Genomic DNA, 21068 nt, shown 5'->3' on the forward strand with positions numbered 1-21068 from the left:
GGGTCAAGCGTGCTAATATTGAGGCAGGGCCTGTGTTCGAGCAAAGCAGAAACCCAACGATGACCCTGAAGCGCACCACCCTCAACCGCGAGGCCTACCGGGCCCTGCGCCAGGCCATTCTGGAGCGGAAGATTGCCCCAGGGCAAAAGCTGGTGGTGCGGGTGCTGGCCGAGGAGCTGGGGCTCTCCCCCACCCCCGTCAAGGAGGCCTTGAGCGCGCTGGAGCGCGAGGGGCTGGTGGTGGCGGTGCCCCACCGCGGCTACTTTGTGCTGGAGCCCAGCCTGGAGGACGTGCGCGAGATCTACGACCTGCGCGAGGTGCTGGAAGGCCTGGCCGCGCGGCTTGCGGTGGAGAAGCAGAGCAAGGCGCTTCTGCGCCGGCTCGAGCGGCTCTTCCACAAACAAACCCAGGCCGCCGAGGCAGGGGCGCTGGAGACCTATGCCGACCTTGACCTGGCCTTTCACCGCACCCTGTGGGAGGCCGCCGGCAGCAAGCGCCTTCTGGCCACCGCCGAGACCATGGTGGGCCAGATCCGCCTCCTCATCAGCAGCTCGGCCACCGTTCCGGGCCGGCTGCCCCAGTCGCGGGCCGAGCACCAGGCCATCCTGGAGGCGGTGCGCAGCAAAGACCCCGAGGCCGCCGAAGCGGCCATGCGGGCCCACGTGCGCAACGCGGGGCAGGCGCTGGCGGCCTTCCTTGAGGTCAGCTCACCTCGAGTACCCCCCCAAACACCCGCCCCACCGGCCGCCCCCCTTCCCACAGGGTGAGGTCGGCGGGGGCTCCGGGGCAGATCTGGCCCTGCTCCGCCCAGCCAGCGGCCAGCGCCGCACCCCGGGTGTGGGCCCAGAGCACCTCCAGGGGGGTGAGGCTCTGGGCAGGATCGAGCGGATGCTGGGTGGCGGCCTGCAGGTTGAGGGCAAAAAGGGGCTTCATCACCGGGGCGTCGGAGCCAAAGGCCAGCGGCAGGCCGGTGCTCCACAGGTCGCGCAGGCGGAAGGCCTGGCGTTCCTGGCCCCTCAGGTGGTGCCGCACCAGCTCGGCATCGCCCAAAAGATGCATGGGCTGCAAAGACAGGGCCAGCGGAAGGCCCCTAAAGCGGGGCAGGTCCTCGTCCTGAACGTGCTGAACGTGCTCCATTCGCAAAACGCGCCTGGCGTGAGGGGCCAGCCGGTGGAACACCCCCAGCACCTCGCGCACCGCCCGTGTGCCGATGGCGTGGACGGCCAGGCCGAACCCGGCCTGCAGGGCTGCCCTACCCTCGCTCTCGATGAGCTCTGGGGGGTCGAGCACAAGGCCGTGTGAACCATCCGGGTAGGGCTCAACCATCCAGGCCGTGCGGCTCCCCAGGGCTCCGTCGGCGAAAAACTTGACCGCGGCTATTTCCAACCTGTCCCCGCGCCAGCCGGGCCGGGTCTCGCGCCAGTGGTCCTTGTCCAGCGCCCACCAAAGCCACACCGGAAGCCGCCCCGTGGCGGCCAGTCGTTCGGCCAGGCCGTAGTGGCACCAGCCCATGTGGTGCACAGCGGTGTAGCCCCGGCGAGCCAGGTCTTGCAGTCCGCGCTCGAGCTCCACCAGGCCAGGCGGGGGCAGGACCCGCTGGACCAGTTTCTGGGCGTTCTCCAGCAGGTACCCGGTGGGCTCTCCCGCGCCATCCCGCACCAGCACCCCCCCAGGCGGGTCGGGGGTCTCCCTGCCGATGCCGGCCTGCTCCAGAGCCCGGGTGTTGACCCAGGCCGAGTGCCGGTCGCGGCTTTGCAGGAAGACGGGGTGAAGAGGTGCGGCCCTATCTAAAAGCGAGCGGTCGGGGTAGGCCTTGAAGAGGTAGCCTGCCCCCCGAATCCAGCTTCCTGGGGGAAGGCCCTGGGCCCTCTCCGCCACCCGCTGGGCCACCGCCAGAGGCTCGGTGAGGCCCTCCAGGTCGAGGCTGTCTAGCTGGAGCCCCCAGAGCTGGGGATGGGCGTGGGCCTCATGCAGCCCTGGGGTGATCTGCTCGAACTGGAGGCGGCGGGCTCCCGGATAGCGCGCGCAGAGGTCGTTCTGGCTGCCCACGTCGGCGATGCGGTCGCCCTCGAGGTAGACCGCCTCCGCAGGGTCCCCGCAGAAGGTGATGACCCGGCCAAGCAGGAGCATAGAGGCATGTTAGCTCAGAAGCGAAGCCCTGCGGAGAAGTTTACCAGCAGCGCCCCCTCAATGCCCCCCAGGCCCCCTATCTCAATGAGGAAAGGCTCTGCCTGGTAGCCCAGGTTTAGTTGGTAGAGCAGAAAACCAAAACTTCTGTACCGGGAATCTGTGGTCCGGAAAGCCAGCCCGTGAAGCCTGGGGCTCAGGTAGAAGGGCCCTGCACCCACCAAAAGACCCAAATCGGCGGCCAGGGGTAGCCCCTCGTAGCTAGCCAGCAAGGGCAGGTTCAGGCCCACGTCAAGGGCTAGACCCTCCCCCAACGCCACCTTGACTCCCCCCCGTGGGCCCATCTGAAAGGTGAAGTTGTACTCCACGCTCCCATCCCCGCGGGCGTACCCTATATAGGGTAAAGCAGGTAGAAGGGGTGAGGAAACCCCTTTGCAGGGGAGAACCCAGCCAGCAGGCTTCCGCCCACAGTGAATTGCGACCCCCGTACAGGCTCCGGCGTGCGTAAAACGGCAAAGGGGACGCACCCCGCCAGCAGGCCCACCCAGACTGAGAGAGCCACCACTTGCAGGCGCCGCATACCACCTCCGCGTGCCTTGCAGAACGCCCCTATTACTTCCTGGCGGGCCGTGAAGGATTCGAACCTCCGACTTTCCGTTTTGGAGACGGACGCTCTACCAGACTGAGCTAACGGCCCCCTCTGCCAGCCCGCAGGACCAGCGCAGAGGATTGTAGCACAGCCCGGAGAGAGAGACAACCCTACACGCTTTGGAGCTGGTCCTCCATCGCCCAAGCGGGGTACTCATCTTTGGCCAGGAAGTGCCGGGCATAGAGGGCCGCGAGCCTGGCGTGGCGCTCGCTGCCCAGGTCGTACAAAAGGGCCACAGTCGCAGCGTCGGCCAGGGTGCGTAGGGCGTCCTTGGCCCGCCACTGGGCCTCCTCGGGGGAGAGGGTTTGCAGGCGGGCCAGGGTGTCTTGTAGGGCTGAATGGGCCAGGTGGGCTTCCTCGGTGCCGACGGCCTCGAGCCTGGGCAGAAACTCCTCCGCAAAGGGCTGGGCCGCACCCTTGCGGAAGAGCACCTCGAGGGTATCCAGGGCCTGCACGTTGGCCGGGCCTTCCCAGATGGGGGTGATGAGGGCCTCGCGGGCTAGGCGGGCGATGGCGAAGTCCTCCACAAAGCCCACCCCGCCGAAAAGCTCCATGGCGAGCTGGGTGCAGTAGGTGCCGTGCTCGGCGGTGCGGGCCTTGGCCAGGTGGGCCAGGAGGCGGGCGTAGTGATAACGGGGGCTGTAAGGGGGGGTCTGTGTCCAGGCCCCCTCCCAGGCCGCCACCGCGCGGAAGGTGAGGGCCAGGCCGCCCGCAATGCGCACCGCCAGGTCGGTGAGGTCGCGCCTTACCAGGGGGTGCTCCTCCAGCCTCTTGCCGAAGGCCACCCGGCGCTGGGCGCGGAAGAGGGCCTCGAGCTGGGCCTTGCGGGCCAGGCCCAGCGCGCCCACCGCGTTGGCCAGGCGCGAGAGGGTGAGGGTCTCCAGGATATAGTAGATGCCCTCCTCGGCCCTTCCGACGAGGTGGGCCTCGGTGTGGTCGAACTCCACCTCGCCCGAGGGCACCGCCCGGGTGGCCAGTTTTTCCTTCAAGCGCCGCACCCGGTAGTTGAGCTCTCCTTTACCGTTCAAGCGGGGCACCAAAAACAGGGCCACGCCCTTGGGGCCCGGTGGAGCCCCCTGGGGCCGGGCGGAGACCAGCGCATAGTCGGTGAGGCCCGCCCCACTGGAGAAGTACTTGTCGCCGTAAAGCCGCCAGACCGCCCCGTCGGGCACGGCCCGAACCCTGTTGGCCCCCAGGTCCGAGCCCCCCTGTACCTCGGTCATCCAGGTGGCGCCAAAGGCTCGCCCCTCCAGGAGCTCCTCTTTCCAGGGAGCCAACTGGGGGGCGTACTTGTGGATGGCGTAGATGGTGGCGTTGGTGATGGTCTGGATGCAGTAGAGGCCGGGGTCGGCTAGCAGGAAGCCCTGGGCAAAGTGCAGGTGCCAGCTTCCCCCCTGGTAGGGGGCGCGGTTGATGGCGGCCAGCTGGCGGTTTAGGCTTTCCTGAGCAGGTGAAAGCCGCACCCGGTCTATGCGGTTTCCATCCAGGTCGTGCATCACCAGAACCGGACGGGCCTCCCTGTCCACGTGGTCGGCGATGCGGTAGGCCTCGCCCCCGGCCAGCCAACCAAAGCTTTCCAGCTCGCTTTGGTGGGCTCTCCAGCCCTTCCAGTAGCGGTCCAGGATGGCGGGCAGGTCGGGCTCGAGCGTCCAGTGGTTCCGGGCGTAGGCGTATGATTGGTGTTCCATTGTTCATAGCCTACTACCTCCCAGGGAGCAAGCGGCGCTGCTTGCCAGAAAAAACACGGGGGCCTGGCCTTAGGATGGGGCCATGCGCGTGATTGATTTCCGCTCCGACACCGTGACCCAACCCACCCCTGCCATGCGCAGGGCCATGGCCGAGGCCGAGGTGGGCGATGATGTGTACGGCGAAGACCCTACCGTGAACCGCCTGGAAGCCCTGGCCGCCGAGATGCTGGGCTTCGAGAGCGCCCTCTTCATGCCCAGCGGCACCATGACCAACCAGGTGGCCCTGATGCTCCACCTCAGGCGCGGCCAGGAGGTGATTGCTCCCAGAGGCGCGCACATCTACGAGTACGAGCCGGGCTCGCTTGCGGTGCTCGCGGGCGGCACCATCCGGCTGGTGGAAGCCCCATACGGCGTACCCGATCCCGAGGCGGTGCGGGCCGCCATCCACACTTCGGTGCACCAGGCCCCTACAGGTCTCATCGCGCTGGAAAACACCCACAACACCGCAGGGGGCACGGTGGTGCCCCTCGAGGCCCAGCGGGCCATCCAGCAGGTGGCGCAGGCGGCCCACCTGCCCATCCACCTGGACGGGGCCCGCCTCTTCAACGCGGCGGTGGCCCTGGGGGTAGAGGCCGCCGAGCTGGCGCGGGGCTTCACCACGGTCTCTATCTGTCTATCCAAGGGCCTGGGCGCGCCCGTAGGCTCCCTGCTGCTCATGCCCAGGGCGCTGCGGGCCGAAGCCTGGCGCTACCGCAAGCTGCTGGGGGGCGGGATGCGGCAGGCTGGGGTGCTGGCCGCAGCGGGCCTGATTGCCCTTACCGAGGGGCCCAAGCACCTGGCCCGCGACCACCAGATGGCCCGGGCCCTGGCCGAGGGGCTGCTCAGGCTTCACCTGGGGGTGGACCTGCGAGCGGTGCAGACCAATATGGTCTACGTAGAGGTGCCCCAGGCCCCCAGCCTGGCCGAGCGGCTCAGGGCGCTGGGCGTGCTGGTGAACGCCATGGGCCCGCGCCGGCTGCGCTTTGTGACCCACCGCGATCTGGAGGACCAGGACATCCCCCAGGCGCTGAAGCGGATTGAGCAGGCCCTGCAGCTAGCCTAGGGGCTACTCCTGCCAGCTTTCCACGGTTTTGTACTGCACCAGCGCGGCATAGGTGGTCTGGTTCCCGCTTTGGCTGGTCGAAAACTTTATATCAACCAGCAGGGCCTCTTCGGGCAGGCTTTGAATGAAGCGGTTGAGCCGCTCCTGGAAGACATCGGGGTCGGCGGCCGCGATGAGCTTGAGATGCACGCCTTGCATGGCCCTAGCCTAGCACCTCCCGCGCCCCCGCCCGTAGCGCATCGGGCCGGTCGCCGATGACGCCGTCTACCCCCCAGGCCAGCAGCCGCCCCACCACCTCGGCCTGGTTGACCGTCCAGGCGACCACGAAGAGACCCTGGCGCTTAAGTGCCCCCACCCGCTCCTCGTCCAGCAGAGCATAGTGAGGGTGAGCCCCCTGCACCGGCAGGCAGGGCAGCAGGGCCTCCATCTCCGGCACAGAGTACAGGAGGGCCAGCGGAGCACCCACCCCCAGGCGGTGCAGGCGAAGAAGGGCCAGCGGGTCAAAGCTGCTTACCCAGACCTGCTCACGACCCTGAAGGGCCCTGGCCAGGGCCTCCTCCCGGCCATCGGTGGGACCGGGCTGGCTTTTGAGCTCGAGGTTCAGCCAGGCTTCAGGAAACTCCTGGGCCAGGGCAAAGACCTCTTCAAGCCGGGGTATCCAGGGGGCTGCCTTCCTGAGCTGGGGCCAGTCCAGCCCGGCGATGGGGCGGCCCTCCAGGTCGAAGTCGTGGTGCACCACCAGCACCCCATCCCGCGTAAACTGCAGGTCGAGCTCGAGGCCGTCCAGACCGGCCTCGAGCGCATGGCGAAAGGCTTCCAAGGTGTTTTCCCGCGCCGCCAGGGGAGCACCCCGGTGGCCGAGCAAAAGGGGCCTGGGCAGTTTCATGCGGTGCCTCCCTAACCCGGGCGATTCTACCGGGGATATGGGTGCTGGGAAAGTTGCCGATGGTGTAAACTCAGGGCCATGGGCAAATACGACGAGCGCCTCAAAGGCCTTACCCAGGCCGAGATCATCGCCCGTCTGGAAGGGCCAGGGGGGCTGCTGGCCTTCTCGAGCCACGAGCTGTACTACATCGACGACACCAAGGCCCAAAGCGCGCGTCTTTCCCAGATTAGGCGCGTCGGTTTGAACAGACAGAGCGGCACTGTGGACGTGACTGGTCCCGAGGGCACGCTGATAGCCATCCCCCCTGCTGCTTTCCAAAAAGACGAGCTGCGGCTTTTCCTGGAGTCCCTGAAAAACCACATCCTGAGGGCCAGGGCGGAACCCCCATCCCCCGAGCCCCCGAAGGCCCCGAGCCTGGTGGACGAGCCTGCCGAACCCCCCATCCTCACCCCCTCTGAAAACCGTCTGCCCCCCAACCCTATTCCAGAGAAGACCCAGGCCGTCGAGCCGCCCAAAACCCTGCCCGATGAGCCTCCCGACATGCCTCGGGGCTCCGAGACATCCCCCAGGCCTCCCCTCGATCCCGCTCCCACCCTGCCCCCTCCAGCCCAGGCCAAGCCCTCCCTGGGCAGGGGACCTAGGCCCACCCAACGGCTCACCTCCTTCCTGCTCAAGGTTTCCACCCTCATCACCGCCGCGGTCACCGCGGGCTATCTGGTCGCCCACATGGGTACCACCGCCGACATCTGGTCTCCCTTGGGGGTGACCGCCGTAGGGCTGGCCCTGGCCCTCATCCAGTGGCACCTCTCTGAGCTGTCTTAAGGTTTCCCGTGGAACGTTGGTTTAGCGCGGCCTACGTGGCAGCAGTTTTAGCACTGGGCCTGGTCAACCTCTGGCCCAGGCTCACCCCAGGGTTTGCCCCGCTCGAGCTCACCCCTGCGGAAAGCCCGCTCGCCCTGCAGCCCGGCCCCATCCGCCCCCAGGTGGCCCCGGTCAGCCTCAACAGCGCCAGCCAGGCAGAGCTCGAGAGCCTGCCCGGCATCGGACCGGCCCTGGCCCAGCGCATCATCGAGGGCCGCCCCTACCGCTCCGTTGAGGAGCTAGAGCGGGTCAGGGGCATCGGCCCCAAACTCTTGGAGCGGCTGCGCCCCCTGGTGGTGCCGTGATCCCCTATGCCCTGGGCCTAGGCGCCCTGCTCGGCGCCCTCACCCAGCTCTCGCCCTGGGCCTTTCTTGGCCTCCTCGGTGGGCTCTTGTGGCCCCAGTCTGCCCGCTGGCTGGGGCTGGCGGCCTACAGCGCGGTGCTGCTCCGTCTGGCGCTGGTCCAGGACCCCTGGGCTGCCCAAATTGGGCAGTGGGTCCGGCTGGAAGGGCACCTGCGGGATGGATTCCTCCACACCACCCAAGGCCCCGTTTACGTCCATCACTTCCCCCGGTTGAAAGACGGCTTCTACGTGCTGGAGGGCCGCCTGCTGCGCCCTGAAGGCAAACGCAACCCCGGCGGCTTCGACCAGCAGACCTGGCTGCGCGGCCTGGGGGTGAGCGCGGTGCTGCGGGTGGGCCGGGTAGTGCAATTTCAGCCCCTCCCGAAGAACCTGCGCCAGCAATTGAAGGAGCAGCTCCTCTCGGGGCTTTCCCCCCCCGTCGCGGCCCTCGCCTCTGCCCTTACCCTGGGGGAGCGGCGCGAGCTAGGCGAGGCCTACCAGGCCTTCCAGCAGGCCGGCCTGGCCCATGCCCTGGCGCTATCGGGCCTGCACGTGGGCATTCTTACGGGGTTCTTTCTGCTCGCACTCTACCCCTTGGGGCCCTGGCGCTACCTTGCTACCATCCTCCTGCTGCTGGGCTACCTCTGGCTGGTGGGCCCCTTCCCCTCGCTGGTGCGGGCCGTGATCATGGCCGCCCTGGTGCTGCTGGGGCTTTTTGTGGGGCGGGGTCGGGTAGCCCTCCTGCCGGCGCTTTCACTGGCCCTGTTCGTCCACCTGCTGCTCGAGCCCCATGCACTTTTCAGCCTCTCGGCGCAGCTATCTTACCTGGCGGTGCTGGGCCTGGCGCTGGTCCTGCCGCGGCTGCCGCGGCTTTCCGGCTGGAAGCAGTGGCTCTGGGCCTCCATAAGCCTCACCCTAGCAGCCCAGCTCCTCACCCTTCCCCTGCTGCTTCACCATTTCCACCAGCTCCCCCTGGTCTCCCCCTTGTCCAACCTGCTGGTGCTACCCCTGCTGAGCCTCCTGGTCCCCCTGGGCTTCCTCAAGCTCCTGCTGGGGGAGGTGCTGGCCTGGGCCGTCGAGGGCCTGGGCCGGCTGGTTCTGGGGCTGGTGGGCTGGCTGGCCCAGGGTCCCCAGCTTTACTGGGGGGAGATTAGCCCTGCGGGCTTTGCCCTCTACTACCTCGGCGTCCTTCCCCTGGTGCTGGCCCTCTACGGCCGGCTCCGCTGGTTGAGGGCCGCCAGCCTGAGCGCGACCGCGGCGCTGAGCTCCTTGCTGCCGCAAAGCCTGCCGAAGGCCGAACTTTGGCAGCTCGACGTGGGCCAGGGCGACGCAACCCTGGTGCGCCTGCCCGGCCGGGTGGAGATTCTGGTCGACGGCGGCCGGGGATGGGCCTACCCCAGGCTAGAGCGGGCCCTGCGGGCTTTGGGGGTGGATGATATAGACCTGCTGGTCGCTACCCACCCCGATGCCGACCACGTGGAGGCCCTGGTAGAGGTAATGCGGAACTTTCCTGTGGGGGTGCTGCTGACCGGTCCTCCAGTCCGCAGCGATAGCCTAGACCGAGCCCTACGCCAGACTGCTCAAGCGCAGGGCATCCGGGTGGTAGAGGTAAGGCAGGGCTTCCGCCTGCGCCTCGCTGGCGCAGAGCTGAGGTTCCTTGGACCTCAAGGCCTTGAACTGGAGGACAATGCGCGCAGCCTGGTCTTCGTCCTGGAATACGCGGGCCGGAAAGCCCTTTTCACCGGCGACGCACCCGCCTCGGTCGAGGCCCGCTGGCCGGCCGAACGGGTGGACATTTTGAAGGTAGGCCACCACGGGGCCGAGAGCAGCACCAGCGAGGAGTTGCTGTCCCGATTCCAGCCCCGGGTGGCCCTGATTGGGGTGGGCAACAACCCCTACGGCCACCCCTCGCGCGCGGTGCTGGAGCGCCTCCAGCGGCACGGGGTGGCTATTCGCCGCACCGACCTGGAAGGGGCCATCCGCATTCCCCTGCGCTAGCCCTCGTATCCAATAGCCCGCAGGATGGCGCTCAGCTCTTCTTCAGAATGGTAGTGGATCTCAATCCGACCCCGGCTGGGGTGGGTAAAGCGAACCCTGGTGCCCAGGCGCTGGGAGAGCTGGCGGGCTATCTCGGGATAGGCCTCCTCCTTCCCGGGACGGGCAGGAGCGCCCAACCGCTCCTTGAGCCGCTCGGTCTCCCGCACGCTGAGCCCCTTGGCGAGCACCTCGGCAAGCCCCCAGTTACGCCGCGACTCGGGCAGCATCAGCAGGGCCCGGGCATGTCCGGCGGTGATCCGGTTCTCCTCCAGGGCCTTGAGAATCTCCGGGGTAAGCTGCAGAAGGCGCAGGGCGTTGGTGATGGTGACCCGGGCCTTGCCCACCGCTCGAGCCACCTCCTCCTGGGTCAGGCCCATCTCCACCAGGCGCTTGTAGCCCTCGGCCTCCTCCACCGGGTTCAGGTCCTCGCGCTGCAGGTTCTCGATGAGGGCAATCTCCAGGGCCTCACGCTCCCCGATGTCCCGGATGATTACCGGAACCTCGCGCAGCCCAGCCATCTGCGAAGCCCGGTACCGGCGCTCGCCCGCAACCAGCTCGTACATGTCCCCCTTGGGGCGCACCAGCAGCGGCTGGAGCAGCCCCTTCTCCCGAATGGAGGCGGCCAGCTCCTCCAGGGCCACCGGATCGAAGCTGCGCCGCGGCTGGGCGGGGCTGGGCTTTATGAGGGCCAGGGGCAGCTTGGTGAGGGAGGCGGGGGACTTGGGCAGCAGGGCCTCCAACCCCTTGCCCAGGCCGCTAGGCTTCTTGGACACGACGCATCACCTCCTCGGCCAGACGACGGTAGGCGTGGGCCCCGCTGCTGGTGGGGGCGTACTGCCCGATGTCCTGGCCGTGGCTGGGGGCCTCGGCCAGGCGAACGTTGCGGGGGATAACCGTCCAGAAAACCTTGTCGCCCAGGTTGGCCCGCAGGTTGCTCTCCACCTGCTGGGAGAGCAGGGTGCGGGGGTCGTACATGGTGATGAGCACCCCCAGAAGGCGCAGGGCAGGGTTGAGGCTCGAGCGCACCCGCTCGACGGTCTGCAACAGCCCCGCCAGGCCCTCCAGGGCGTAGTACTCGGCCTGTACCGGAACGATGAGGCCCTCCGCAGCCGAGAGCACGTTCAGGGTAAGGGGGCCCAGGCTGGGCGGAGCGTCCAGCAGAACCAGGTCGTAGGCAGGCAGCAGAGGACGCAACACCTCGGCCAGCCGCCCGGGCTCCTCGAGCAGTTCGGCCGAGGCCCCCACCAGGTCGGGGCTTGAAGGCAGCAGGTCCAGGCCTGGCAAAACCCTTTGCACGGCCTGTTCCGCAGTGCAAGCCCCCATCAGCAGGGCATAGATGTTGTGCTCGGGCGGGGTCTGGCCCAGGCCTGAGGTGGCGTTGAACTGGGGATCCAGGTCGACCAGGAGCACCCGCTGTCCGGCCCGGGCCAGGTAGGCCGCAAGGTTGACGGCGGTGGTGGTCTTCCCCACGCCCCCCTTCTGGTTCACAATCCCGATGCGTTTCACGCCCTACCTAGGATAACGGATTCCGGGCTGGAAGGCCCGCCCTGCGGGGATAGCGTGGAGGGGTGGGGGCCACCTTTTCCAGAACCACCAGCCGGCGCGTCTCACCGCTTATGGGAAGCTGAAAGGGAATCACCCCTCCAAGCCGCCCCCCCAGTTCCTCCAGGGCCCTTTGCGCCTGGACCAGCTCCTGCTCCACCTCAGGCCCCTTTTGCAGCAAAACGAACCCCCCTACCCGCACCAGCGGCAGGGTTAGCTCGGCCACCACCGGCAAGGAGGCCACCGCGCGACTCAGGGCGGCGTGGTAGGTTTCACGTTTTACCCCTCGGCCCAGCTCCTCGGCCCGCCCCCACCGGGCCTCGGCGTTGGGCAGGGCCAACTCCCGGATAACCTCCTGTACAAAACGAACCTTCTTTTGCGTAGCGTCCAGGAGTTCGAAGCGGATCCCGGGGCGCACAATGGCCAGGGGCAAACCAGGGAAGCCGGCCCCGGTGCCCACGTCCACCACCGTCATGCCATCGGAAAACCCCGGGTAGCGCAGGCAGCTCAGGGAGTCCGCGAAGTGCTTGAGAACCACACCCCGCTCATCGCGGATGGCGGTCAGGTTGATCCGCCGGTTAGCCGCGACCAGCAGGCTGTAGAACCGAGCGAAGCGGTCCAGGTGGGGCCTTAGGTCAAGCCCCAGCGCCTCTCCTGCCTGAAGCAGCAGCCGGCTGCCCTCGGGGCTCATCCCACCCCCTGTAAAACGTGAAACATCTCAAGCCGTCACCCGGGTCAGGTACACCAGCAGGGCGGTGATATCGGAGTCGCGGATTCCAGGAATGCGGGAAGCCTCCGCCACCGTGCGGGGCTGGAGGCGGCCAAGCTTCTCGGCGGCCTCTTTGGAGAGGCTCGGCACCCGGCCATAGTCCAACCCCTCGGGCAGATGGTAGGCCTCGAGCTCCCTAAGCCGCTCCCTAAGCCGGGCTTGGCGCTCGATATAACCGGCGTACTTGGCCCGCAGCTCCACCTGGTAGGCCTCAGCGGGGCTCAGGGGATGGGGAGGAGGACCCACCCGCTCCAGTACCTGGGCGTAGCCGACCTCGGGCCGGCGCAGGTACTGCAGGGCCGAGACCCCCTCTATCCGCACCCGCTCCAGCCGGGCCAACTCCTGCTGGACCCGGGCGTACTTGGCCCTCACCCGCTCTAGGTCGGCCTGGGGACGCAGGCCCCAGGCCACCGCCAAAGGCACCAGCCGCTCATCGGCGTTGTCGGCGCGGCAGAGCAGGCGCAGCTCGACCCGAGAGGTCATCATCCGGTAAGGCTCGTCCACCCCCCGGTGGACCAGGTCGTCTACCAGCACCCCGATGTACCCTGAGTCGCGCGGCAGGTGGACCTCGGGCAGGCCCATGGCGTAACGGGCCGCGTTCAGCCCGGCCAGCAAGCCCTGGGCCGCGGCCTCCTCATACCCCGAGGTGCCGTTGATCTGGCCAGCGGTGAACAGCCCCGGCAGCCGGCGGGACTGCAGGCCCGGGGTGAGCTCGAGGGGGTCCACCGCGTCGTACTCCACTGCGTAGGCGTAGCGCTGGATCACCGCCTGTTCAAAGCCTGGCAGGCTCCGCACCATCTCCACCTGGAGCGCGGGAGGCAAGGACGAGCTGAAGCCCTGCAGGTAAAGCTCGCTGGTCTGCAGTCCATCGGGCTCCACGAACAGGAGGTGGGTCTCCTTATCGCTAAAACGCACCACCTTGTCCTCGATGGAAGGGCAGTAGCGCGGGCCAATCCCCTCTATGTCCCCCCCATACAGAGGGGAGAGGTGCAGGTTCTCCCGGATGAGCCGGTGGGTGGCCGCGGTGGTGCGGGTCTGCCAGGTAGGCCGGGCGGTGGCGTGCGGCCCCGGGGTCCCAGCAAAGGTCTCTGGGGGGTCGTCGGGGGGGACCACCTCGAGCCTCGCGTAATCCACCGAGTCGGCCCGGATGCGGGGCGGTGTGCCGGTCTTAAAGCGCATCAGACGGTGGCCCAGGGCCCGCAGGCTCTGGGAAAGGAAGCGCGCCGGGGGCTCCCCCTGCCGGCCAGCTGGACGGGACTGGCGGCCGTACCAGACCACCCCCTGCAGGAAGGTGCCGCTGGCCACCACCACCGCCGCTGCAGCCAGCCGGCGGCCGTCCACGGTTCTCACCCCCCGCAGCGCCCCTTGTTCCACCCACAAGGCGGCCACCTCCGCCCGCACGCTCTGGACACCCGGGTGGGCCAGCAAAACCCGCTGGGCTTCCAGGGCGTACGCATCCCGGTCCACCTGCACCCTAAGGCTCTGCACTGCCGGCCCCTTGGAGCGGTTGAGCACCCGGGTGTGGATCGCGGTGGCATCGGCCAGGCGACCCATCAGCCCCCCCAGGGCCTCCACCTCGGCCACCAGCTGGCTCTTGCCCGGCCCCCCCACCGCCGGATTGCAGGGCATCAGGCCGATGCGGTCCGGGTTGGAGGTAACCAGCCCTACCCGCACCCCAAGCCGGGCAGCTGCCCAAGCCGCCTCGATTCCGGCGTGCCCACCTCCCACCACAATCACGTCAAAAGCACGCATGCAACACCCCTTTGCATCCTACCACCCCACCTCCCCCACCTGTGGATAACTTTGGGTAGAATGTTCGAACTGAAGTTGGGGAGGAGCAGCCTTGACCCACACGACCGTTTGGCAAAACGTGCTGGAATACGTGCGCCAAAGCATCACCGAGGTGGAATACCACACCTGGTTCGAAAAAATCCAGCCCCTCGGGATGGTCAACGGTTCCCTCGAGCTCGGCGTGCCCACCAGCTTCTTCAAGGGCTGGATCGAGGAGCACTACGCCGAGCTCTTGACCGAAGCCCTCACCCGCCTGGGGGCCCAAACCCCCCGCTTCGAGATCAGGGTCATCCCGGGAAAGGCTATCCAGGAAGACATCTTCTCCGCAGCAGGCCAGGCCAAATCCCAGGAGACCCGTGCCCGGCTCAACCCCAAGTACACTTTCGAAAACTTCGTGGTGGGACAGAACAACAACCTGGCCCACGCCGCGGCAGTGGCAGTGGCCGAGTCCCCTGGCAACGCCTACAACCCTCTCTTCATCTACGGGGGGGTGGGGCTGGGCAAAACCCACCTGATGCACGCCGTAGGCCACTCGGTAGCCCAGCGGTTCCCCGAAAAAAAGATCGAGTACGTCTCCACCGAAACTTTCACCAACGAGCTCATCAACGCCATCCGGGAAGACCGCATGAGCGAGTTCCGCGACCGCTACCGCTCAGTGGACCTGCTCCTGGTGGACGACGTGCAGTTCATCGCCGGCAAGGAGCGCACCCAGGAGGAATTCTTCCACACCTTCAACGCCCTCTACGAGGCCCGCAAGCAGATCATCCTCTCCTCCGACCGGCCGCCCAAGGACATCCTCACCCTGGAGGCCCGCCTCCGCAGCCGCTTCGAGTGGGGCCTGATCACCGATATCCAACCCCCCGACTTGGAGACCCGGGTGGCCATCCTCAAGATGAACTCCGAATACCGCAACGTGCGCGTACCTGAGGAGGTGCTGGAGTACATTGCGCGCCAGATCACCTCCAACATCCGCGAACTGGAGGGGGCGCTCATGCGGGTAATCGCCTACGCTTCCTTGAACGGAGTGGAGCTCAGCAAGGCGGTAGCTGTTCGAGCCCTATCGGACATCTTTGCGGCCAACGAAAACCCCCTGAGCCCGGAGGAGATCCTCAAGGCCGTGGCCGAGTACTACGGTCTGCGCCCCGAGGAGATACGGGGCAGCGGACGGCGTAAGGAGGTGGTCATCCCCCGCCAGGTGGCGATGTACCTGGTCCGCGAACTGACCCACGCCTCTCTGCCCGAGATTGGCCAGTTCTTCGGTGGGCGCGACCACACCACCGTGCTCTACGCCATCCAGAAAATCCAGGAAAGCAGCGAGTTCGACACCGCCCTGCGCCAGGCCTTGAGGGCCATCCGGGAACGCCTGGGCTAGCACGCCCATCGCTTGGGGCGCCCGAGTTATTAACACCTGTGGATAACTCTGTGGATAACCTGTGGATAACCCTGTGGATGGCCCTGTGGATAACTCCATCGTCTTGGGCCCTGTGGATAAGTCGGGGATTTTTCCACAAGTTATCCACAGCCCTGAGCTGGTTATCCACAGAACTTATCCACAGGCCCAATTCGATAACCATCGGACTTAAATGAGGCTTATCCACATATCCACAGGCCCTACTACTACTACTGCTAGGTTTTAAAAATTTCAGGAGCCGTCTTTAAAAAATTGCCGGGGCCCTTAAAAAGCAACTGGGTGGGGTAGATTGCCTTAGAATATCTGGGCCTGGCGTGGCGTAAGCCCCAGCGGGAGGCAGTGTGGAGATACGCATCCCCAAACGCACCCTTACCGAAGGGCTCTCCATCCTGGAGCGCATCATCCCAAGCCGCAGCACCAACCCCATCCTGACCTATCTGCCCATAGAGGCTTCTGAGCGGGGCCTGACCCTCCAGGGTACCAACGGTGAGGTGGACCTCGAGGTCCGGCTCGCGGCCGAAGTCCAGGGCGCCGGGCGGGTGCTGGTACCGGCCTCGACCTTTGCCCAGGTGGTGCGCGGGGCCCCGGGTGAGCTCATTGAGCTAAGTCTTACCGGCGAGGGTCGGCTCGAGCTGTCCTCAAGCACCTTCAACACCCTGCTTTCCACCGCGCCTCCTGAAGGCTATCCCGAGCTTTCCTTTGCTCCGTCCCCCCAGGAGCGGATGCCAGCTCTAGGGCTGGCCCGGGCCATCACCCGAGTGCGCTATGCGGCCAGCCAGGAGGAGTACCGGGCCATCTTCCGGGGGGTCCAGCTTGAAATGTCCTCCCGGAGGCTTCGGGCGGTGGCTTCGGACGGTTTTCGGCTGGCCCGCTATGACCTGCCCCTGGAGGGGCTCCCCTCGCGAAAGCTGGTGGTCCCAGCGAGGACGGCCGATGAGATCGTCCGGGTGTTCAAGGACGCGGAGGAAGAACTGGCCTTCGCGGTGGAGGAAGGAAGCCTGACCCTGGCCGGCCGGGCGGTGCGGATGGCGGTCAAGCTGATGGAGGGGGAGTTCCCCGATTATGAGCGGGTCATTCCCCAGAGCTTCGTCCTCGAGGCCACCCTCCCGGCTGAGGCTTTCCGGGAGAGCCTGAAGCGGGTGGCGCTGATGGCCGATCGGAACAACCACCGGGTCAACCTGACCTTCACCCCCGGGCGGCTCGGCATCGATGCGGAGGGGGATTACGGCCGGGGCCGGGAGGAGATGGAGGTGGAGCTATCGGGCGAAACGCAGATGCTGGCGGCCTACAACGCCCGGTACCTGATCGAGGCCCTGGCACCCGTCGAGGGCGCCGTGCGCCTCAGGCTTTCGGGGCCGACCACCCCCAGCGTGCTCCAGGCGGTGGAGGACGCGGGCTACCTGGCGGTGGTGGTGCCTTTGCGGGTTTAGCGGACTGCTGGGTCTTGGGGCCGGGGTGTAAACTTTGAGACGGCATTAGAAGCGTTTCCAGCCAGGAGGCGGCATGACCACGATCGTAGAGGTGAGAGGACGCGAGGTGCTTGACTCGAGGGGCAACCCCACCGTGGAGGCCGAAGTGGCGCTCGAGTCGGGGGCCAGGGGGCGGGCGATGGTTCCCTCGGGGGCTTCCACAGGGACCCACGAAGCGGTGGAGTTGCGCGACGGAGGACCCCGGTACGGCGGAAAGGGGGTATTGCGCGCGGTGGCCGCGATCAACGAGCGTATAGCCGAGGAGATCGTCGGCCTCGATGCCCTCAACCAGGAAGCGGTCGACCGAGCCATGCTGGAGCTCGACGGCACCCCCAACAAGGGCAATCTGGGGGCCAACGCCATCCTGGCCGTCTCGCTGGCCACTGCGCGGGCAGCGGCCGAGGCTTTGGGGCTGCCCCTGTACCGCTACCTGGGCGGGGTGCAGGGGGTGACCCTGCCGGTGCCCTTGATGAACGTGATCAACGGGGGGAAGCATGCTGACAACAACGTGGACTTCCAGGAGTTCATGCTGGTGCCCGGAGGCCTGCCCAGCTTCAGCGAGGCCCTGCGGGCTGGGGTGGAGACCTTCCATGCCCTGAAGGCGGTTCTGAAGTCGAGGGGCTACAACACCAACGTGGGGGACGAGGGGGGGTTTGCCCCTGACTTGAGGTCGAACGAGGAGGCGGTGGAGGTACTTCTTACCGCCATCGAGAAAGCCGGCTACAAGCCTGGCCAGGACATCGCCTTGGCCCTCGACCCGGCCAGCTCTGAGTTCTATCAGGAGGGCAAGTATGTGCTCCAGGCCGACGGGAAGGTCCTTTCGGGGCCCGAGATGGTGGAGTACTGGGAGAGCTGGGTGCGCCAGTACCCGATTGTCTCTATCGAGGACGGGCTGGCCGAGGACGACTGGGAAACCTGGAAGCTCCTCACCGAGCGGCTGGGCGCGCGGGTGCAGCTCGTGGGGGACGACCTTTTCGTGACCAACCCGGCCATCCTGAAGCGGGGCATAGAGGCGGGGGTAGGGAACTCCATCCTGGTCAAGGTCAACCAGATCGGCACCTTGAGCGAGACTTTGGAGGCCATCCGGCTGGCCCAGCGCTCGGGCTATACCACCATCCTCTCCCACCGCTCGGGCGAGACCGAGGACACCACCATCGCCGACCTGGCGGTGGCGGTCAACGCGGGGCAGATCAAGACCGGTTCGTCCAGCCGCTCAGACCGCCTGGCCAAGTACAACCAGCTTCTGCGCATCGAGGAAGAGCTGGGGACTGGGGCGCGCTTTTTGGGGTTTGAAGCCTTCAGAAAGTAGGCGCAGGGGCCCCCGGGGGGAGCAATGGGACTCACCAAGCGCACCAAGATCGTGGCCACCCTGGGCCCGGCTTCGCGTTCTCCAGAGATGATCCGGGCCCTCATCGAGGCAGGGGTGGACGTTTTCCGCCTCAACTTCTCCCACGGTTCGCCTGAGGACCATCGCCAGTCGGTGCAGATGGTGCGGGCCGCCTCGGCTGAGCTTGGCCGCACCGTGGCCATCCTCCAGGACCTGCAGGGGCCCAAGATCCGCTGCGGGCGTTTCCGCGAGGGGGCGGTGGAGCTCCGGGCTGGGCAAAAGTTCATCATCACCGCGGAGCCGGTGGAGGGGGATGAGACCCGGGTTTCCACCACCTACCGGGGTCTGCCAGACGACGTGCAACCAGGCCAGGTGCTGCTGCTGGACGACGGCAACATTCGCCTGCGGGTGGACGAGGTTCGGCAAAGGGACATTCACACCACGGTGCTGGTGGGGGGGCGGCTTTCCAACAACAAGGGCATCAACATCCCTGGGGCCGACCTTTCGATTCCTGCGCTTACCGATAAGGACATCGACGACATCGCCCTGGGGGCGGAGCTCGAGGTGGACTGGGTGGCCATCAGCTTCGTGCGCAGCCGCGACGACCTGCTTCTGGCCCGCCACTACCTGACCCGCTACAACTCCCGGGCCCGGCTGATGGCCAAGATCGAAAAACCCAGCGCGGTGGCCCGCTTTGACGAGATTCTTGAGGAGGCCGATGGGATCATGGTGGCCCGGGGCGACCTGGGGGTGGAGATGCCCTTGGAGGAGGTTCCGGCGGTGCAGAAGCGGATCATCCTCAAAGCGGTGCAGGCTGGCAAGGCGGTGATCACCGCCACCCAGATGCTGGAGTCCATGGTCAAGAACCCCACCCCCACCCGGGCCGAGGCCTCGGACGTGGCCAACGCCATCTTCGACGGCACCGATGCCATCATGCTCTCGGCCGAGACCGCGACGGGGCAGTATCCGGTGGAGGCGGTCTCCTTCATGACCCGGGTGGCCAGGACCATCGAGGCCACCCAGGAGTACTACGACCGGTTGAACGCCCTGCGCCCTCCACCCACCCGGACTGTCCAGGACGCCATCGCCCGAGCGGTGGACGACGTGGTGGAGTCCACCGGGGCCAAGGCCGTCGTAGTCTTTACCGCTACCGGTGGGGCAGCCCGGCGGGTGGCGCGTACCCGGCCCCCGGTGCCCATCCTGGCCCTCACCCCCAACCCCCACGTGCGCAACCAGCTCGCCTTGGTCTCGGATGTGCTGCCCCTTCTGGCCCCCGACCCCAAGGATACCGACGATATGGTGCAGATAGCGGTGGAGAAGGCCAAGGAAACCGGTCTGGTGGGGCCGGGAGAGTACGTGGTGATTGCCGCTGGGGTGCCCTTTGGGGTGCGGGGGACCACCAACATGATCCGGGTCGAGCGGGTGAGCTAGGGCCTGCGGCAGCGGCGCAGCCTCAGCTTCTGGCGGGCTCGAGCCAAGCAGGCCACCTCCTCCTCGGAAAGGCCCAAGCCCTCCCGTAGAATCACCGAGTCGGCCAGGGCCTGGGCCTCCTGGGTTTTTCCCTGACGCAGCAGGCGGTCCAGGCCATCGGCCAGCGCTTCGAGCCGTCCCTCCTCCCACCGGTTGCGCGCCGTACTGGGCAGCACCACCCGTTCGGCCTCCCTGGGTTCCAGCTTGAGCATCCCCCCGCCCAGGGCGTGGCCCTCGAGCTCCACGCTTAGCTGGGTGAGCGAACTCTGCCACAAGGCGGCCAGGGCCCTGGCCCCGAGGCCCTGGGGGTGGACGGCGTAGAGGCTGTTCGAGAGTAAAACCCTGGCCTCGTTGACCACCAGCCGGGGCTCGCCCATGTACACCAAGAAGGCCTCGGGCCCACCCCCGGGGCAGAGGCTGTACCAGGGTTGGCGCCGCCGGCACTGGTAGGCCCGGTGGACCTGGGCAGCCTGGCCGGCTTCCAGATAGGCCGCCACCGCGGGGGGCAGGGGGGCCTCGGGTGGAATCGAGAGCAAAAAGCCAGCCTGCCCCTTTTGGCCCGCTTCTTGCCAGTCGGCAGAGGTGAAGCGGAGGCCCCGGAGCCCCCGACCCCGCCACAGCGCCGCCCGTAGAAAAGCCTGGGGGATGCCCTGCTGGGCCGCTTCGGCGGGGCTTAGGTGGAAGAAGCGGTTGTGGCCGGTGACGTAGCCGATGTCCACCCGGGCCACCTGGCCCAGGCGCAGGGCGGTGGGCCCGGCCAGCCGCAGGTAGAGCTCGCGCTCCTCAGGGGAAAGCCAGTACAGGGGGAGCCGGGCCTCACCCCCCAGGGCGAGCAGATTCACCCGCACGGCCTTTGGGGTGGGCAGGGCAAGCTGCTCCAGCCCGGCCGGGTCTGGCAGGTCTACCAGCCAGGCGGCCGCCCGGCCATCCGGCATGGGCCGGCGGCCTTCGGCCAGGAGCAGCAGGGTGTCCTGGTTCAGGCGGGGAAAGAGGCTTTTTTGGAAGCTGATGAGCCAGATCTCCTCGAAGGAGCGGCTAAGGTGGTCCAGGACCGGCCTCGCATACGCCGCATGGGCAATCTCAGCGGGCACCACCATGGCCAGCCGCCCTCCAGGCCTGAGCCAGGCCACCGCCCGCAGCAGGAAAGGGGCCCAGGCGCTCGAGCGGCCGCTCAGCCGGAGGCCTGCCTTTGCCAGAGCTTTTTGCAAGCCGGGAAAGCGCTGGTAGCGGATAAAGGGCGGGTTGCCCACCACCGCGTCCACCTGGCCTGGGGGTTCCAGGTCGAAGAAGTCGCCCTGGCGGAGGTGGGCTGGGGGGAGGTCGAAGCGGGCCCTCAGCCAGGCAGCCGTGCGCCGGTGGGCCTCTTCGTCCAGCTCCACCCCGAAGACCTGGGCCCTGGGGTCCCCCCCCATCCCGGCCAGGCGCTCGCTGGCCGCGGCCAGGAACACCCCGCCGCCAAAAGCCGGGTCGGCGACGGTTTCCCGCGGAGCGCGCAGGGCCCAGCGCACCAGGAAGCGGGCCACCCCGGCGTCGGTGTAGTAGGCGCCTAGGGCCTTGGCCACTGGGGCGGGAGGACCTTCCAGAATCATCCAGGGC

The 21068-nt window shown here is 67.4% G+C and carries 19 protein-coding genes and 1 tRNA gene; 9 read left to right on the forward strand and 11 right to left on the reverse strand.

Translation table 11 applies throughout. From position 1 onward, the window contains the following. Positions 1 to 59: 59 nt before the first annotated feature. A complete protein-coding gene (locus tag DV704_RS07930) occupies positions 60 to 767 on the forward strand; it encodes a GntR family transcriptional regulator (RefSeq protein ID WP_114799044.1) in 708 nt (235 codons plus the stop codon). Here the strand turns inward: DV704_RS07930 and DV704_RS07935 are convergent. The 4 genes from DV704_RS07935 to DV704_RS07950 form a co-directional block, all read right to left on the reverse strand. Continuing rightward, positions 703 to 2130 carry an amidohydrolase gene (locus DV704_RS07935; RefSeq protein ID WP_114799045.1) on the reverse strand — a complete coding sequence of 476 codons (1428 nt, stop codon included), beginning with the start codon at positions 2128 to 2130 and terminating at the stop codon, positions 703 to 705. The two genes, DV704_RS07930 and DV704_RS07935, sit on opposite strands and share 65 nt — an antisense overlap. Positions 2131 to 2144: 14 nt before the next feature. Further along, positions 2145 to 2495: a hypothetical protein gene (locus DV704_RS07940; protein WP_114799046.1), complete on the reverse strand. Its 351-nt coding sequence runs from the start codon at positions 2493 to 2495 to the stop codon at positions 2145 to 2147. Positions 2496 to 2747: 252 nt separating this feature from the next. After that, positions 2748 to 2824, reverse strand: a tRNA-Trp gene (locus DV704_RS07945). 62 nt (positions 2825 to 2886) lie between these two features. Then, positions 2887 to 4464: an acyl-CoA dehydrogenase family protein gene (locus tag DV704_RS07950; protein ID WP_114799047.1), complete on the reverse strand. Its 1578-nt coding sequence runs from the start codon at positions 4462 to 4464 to the stop codon at positions 2887 to 2889. Between the two features lie 82 nt (positions 4465 to 4546). Between DV704_RS07950 and DV704_RS07955 the strand changes: the two genes are divergently transcribed. Next, positions 4547 to 5566 (forward strand): low specificity L-threonine aldolase, encoded by a 1020-nt coding sequence (locus DV704_RS07955; protein ID WP_114799048.1) that lies wholly within the window; start codon positions 4547 to 4549, stop codon positions 5564 to 5566. 3 nt (positions 5567 to 5569) lie between these two features. Here DV704_RS07955 and DV704_RS07960 read toward each other — a convergent pair whose 3' ends face one another. Next, a complete protein-coding gene (locus DV704_RS07960) occupies positions 5570 to 5764 on the reverse strand; it encodes a hypothetical protein (RefSeq protein ID WP_114799049.1) in 195 nt (64 codons plus the stop codon). 4 nt (positions 5765 to 5768) lie between these two features. Continuing rightward, positions 5769 to 6452 (reverse strand): glycerophosphodiester phosphodiesterase, encoded by a 684-nt coding sequence (locus tag DV704_RS07965; RefSeq protein ID WP_114799050.1) that lies wholly within the window; start codon positions 6450 to 6452, stop codon positions 5769 to 5771. Positions 6453 to 6530: 78 nt separating this feature from the next. On the opposite strand from DV704_RS07965, the gene DV704_RS07970 reads away from it, so the two are divergent. The 3 genes from DV704_RS07970 to DV704_RS07980 are packed head-to-tail and all read left to right on the forward strand — an operon-like array spanning position 6531 to position 9654. Next, entirely contained in the window at positions 6531 to 7274 is a 744-nt protein-coding gene (locus tag DV704_RS07970; RefSeq protein WP_114799051.1) for a hypothetical protein, read from the forward strand. 8 nt (positions 7275 to 7282) lie between these two features. Next, positions 7283 to 7618 carry a ComEA family DNA-binding protein gene (locus tag DV704_RS07975; protein WP_114799052.1) on the forward strand — a complete coding sequence of 112 codons (336 nt, stop codon included), beginning with the start codon at positions 7283 to 7285 and terminating at the stop codon, positions 7616 to 7618. After that, on the forward strand, positions 7615 to 9654 hold the full coding sequence (locus DV704_RS07980; protein WP_114799053.1) for a DNA internalization-related competence protein ComEC/Rec2: 2040 nt from the start codon (positions 7615 to 7617) through the stop codon (positions 9652 to 9654). Before DV704_RS07975 ends, DV704_RS07980 begins: the two co-directional genes overlap by 4 nt. Here DV704_RS07980 and DV704_RS07985 read toward each other — a convergent pair. Genes DV704_RS07985 through mnmG form a run of 4 tightly spaced genes read right to left on the reverse strand, consistent with a single transcriptional unit; the run spans position 9651 to position 13756 of the window. Further along, positions 9651 to 10466: a ParB/RepB/Spo0J family partition protein gene (locus DV704_RS07985; RefSeq protein ID WP_114799054.1), complete on the reverse strand. Its 816-nt coding sequence runs from the start codon at positions 10464 to 10466 to the stop codon at positions 9651 to 9653. The genes DV704_RS07980 and DV704_RS07985 overlap by 4 nt on opposite strands. After that, positions 10450 to 11199: a ParA family protein gene (locus DV704_RS07990; RefSeq protein ID WP_114799055.1), complete on the reverse strand. Its 750-nt coding sequence runs from the start codon at positions 11197 to 11199 to the stop codon at positions 10450 to 10452. Before DV704_RS07990 ends, DV704_RS07985 begins: the two co-directional genes overlap by 17 nt. A 7-nt stretch (positions 11200 to 11206) precedes the next feature. Next, a complete protein-coding gene (gene rsmG / locus DV704_RS07995) occupies positions 11207 to 11926 on the reverse strand; it encodes a 16S rRNA (guanine(527)-N(7))-methyltransferase RsmG (protein ID WP_114799056.1) in 720 nt (239 codons plus the stop codon). Between the two features lie 27 nt (positions 11927 to 11953). Then, the gene (gene mnmG, locus DV704_RS08000) at positions 11954 to 13756 is read right to left on the reverse strand and encodes a tRNA uridine-5-carboxymethylaminomethyl(34) synthesis enzyme MnmG (protein ID WP_114799057.1); all 1803 of its coding nucleotides are present in this window, start codon (positions 13754 to 13756) and stop codon (positions 11954 to 11956) included. Positions 13757 to 13847: 91 nt separating this feature from the next. Between mnmG and dnaA the strand changes: the two genes are divergently transcribed. The 4 genes from dnaA (at position 13848) to pyk (ending at position 19433) form a co-directional block, all read left to right on the forward strand. After that, on the forward strand, positions 13848 to 15167 hold the full coding sequence (gene dnaA, locus DV704_RS08005; RefSeq protein ID WP_114799058.1) for a chromosomal replication initiator protein DnaA: 1320 nt from the start codon (positions 13848 to 13850) through the stop codon (positions 15165 to 15167). Between the two features lie 380 nt (positions 15168 to 15547). Next, positions 15548 to 16636: a DNA polymerase III subunit beta gene (dnaN, locus tag DV704_RS08010; protein ID WP_114799059.1), complete on the forward strand. Its 1089-nt coding sequence runs from the start codon at positions 15548 to 15550 to the stop codon at positions 16634 to 16636. Positions 16637 to 16709: 73 nt separating this feature from the next. Beyond that, positions 16710 to 17984 (forward strand): phosphopyruvate hydratase, encoded by a 1275-nt coding sequence (gene eno / locus DV704_RS08015; protein WP_114799060.1) that lies wholly within the window; start codon positions 16710 to 16712, stop codon positions 17982 to 17984. 24 nt (positions 17985 to 18008) lie between these two features. After that, positions 18009 to 19433, forward strand: a complete 1425-nt coding sequence (pyk, locus tag DV704_RS08020; protein ID WP_114799061.1) for a pyruvate kinase — start codon at positions 18009 to 18011, stop codon at positions 19431 to 19433. On the opposite strand, the gene DV704_RS08025 is transcribed toward pyk, so the two are convergent. After that, entirely contained in the window at positions 19430 to 21061 is a 1632-nt protein-coding gene (locus DV704_RS08025; RefSeq protein WP_114799062.1) for a class I SAM-dependent DNA methyltransferase, read from the reverse strand. The genes pyk and DV704_RS08025 overlap by 4 nt on opposite strands. Between the last annotated feature and the right edge of the window lie 7 nt (positions 21062 to 21068).

Origin of the sequence: Meiothermus sp. QL-1 (genome assembly GCF_003351145.1) — a bacterium.
Lineage (GTDB): Bacteria > Deinococcota > Deinococci > Deinococcales > Thermaceae > Meiothermus.

Bases quoted from the DNA above. Each gene is read 5' to 3' on its own strand.
- DV704_RS07955 (WP_114799048.1), top strand. From the start codon at position 4,547: ATGCGCGTGATTGATTTCCGCTCCGACACCGTGACCCAACCCACCCCT.
- pyk (WP_114799061.1), top strand. From the start codon at position 18,009: ATGGGACTCACCAAGCGCACCAAGATCGTGGCCACCCTGGGCCCGGCT.
- rsmG (WP_114799056.1), bottom strand. From the start codon at position 11,926: ATGAGCCCCGAGGGCAGCCGGCTGCTGCTTCAGGCAGGAGAGGCGCTG.
- DV704_RS07950 (WP_114799047.1), bottom strand. From the start codon at position 4,464: ATGGAACACCAATCATACGCCTACGCCCGGAACCACTGGACGCTCGAG.
- eno (WP_114799060.1), top strand. From the start codon at position 16,710: ATGACCACGATCGTAGAGGTGAGAGGACGCGAGGTGCTTGACTCGAGG.
- DV704_RS07935 (WP_114799045.1), bottom strand. From the start codon at position 2,130: ATGCTCCTGCTTGGCCGGGTCATCACCTTCTGCGGGGACCCTGCGGAG.
- mnmG (WP_114799057.1), bottom strand. From the start codon at position 13,756: ATGCGTGCTTTTGACGTGATTGTGGTGGGAGGTGGGCACGCCGGAATC.
- DV704_RS07930 (WP_114799044.1), top strand. From the start codon at position 60: ATGACCCTGAAGCGCACCACCCTCAACCGCGAGGCCTACCGGGCCCTG.
- DV704_RS07965 (WP_114799050.1), bottom strand. From the start codon at position 6,452: ATGAAACTGCCCAGGCCCCTTTTGCTCGGCCACCGGGGTGCTCCCCTG.
- DV704_RS08025 (WP_114799062.1), bottom strand. From the start codon at position 21,061: ATGATTCTGGAAGGTCCTCCCGCCCCAGTGGCCAAGGCCCTAGGCGCC.
- DV704_RS07960 (WP_114799049.1), bottom strand. From the start codon at position 5,764: ATGCAAGGCGTGCATCTCAAGCTCATCGCGGCCGCCGACCCCGATGTC.
- DV704_RS07970 (WP_114799051.1), top strand. From the start codon at position 6,531: ATGGGCAAATACGACGAGCGCCTCAAAGGCCTTACCCAGGCCGAGATC.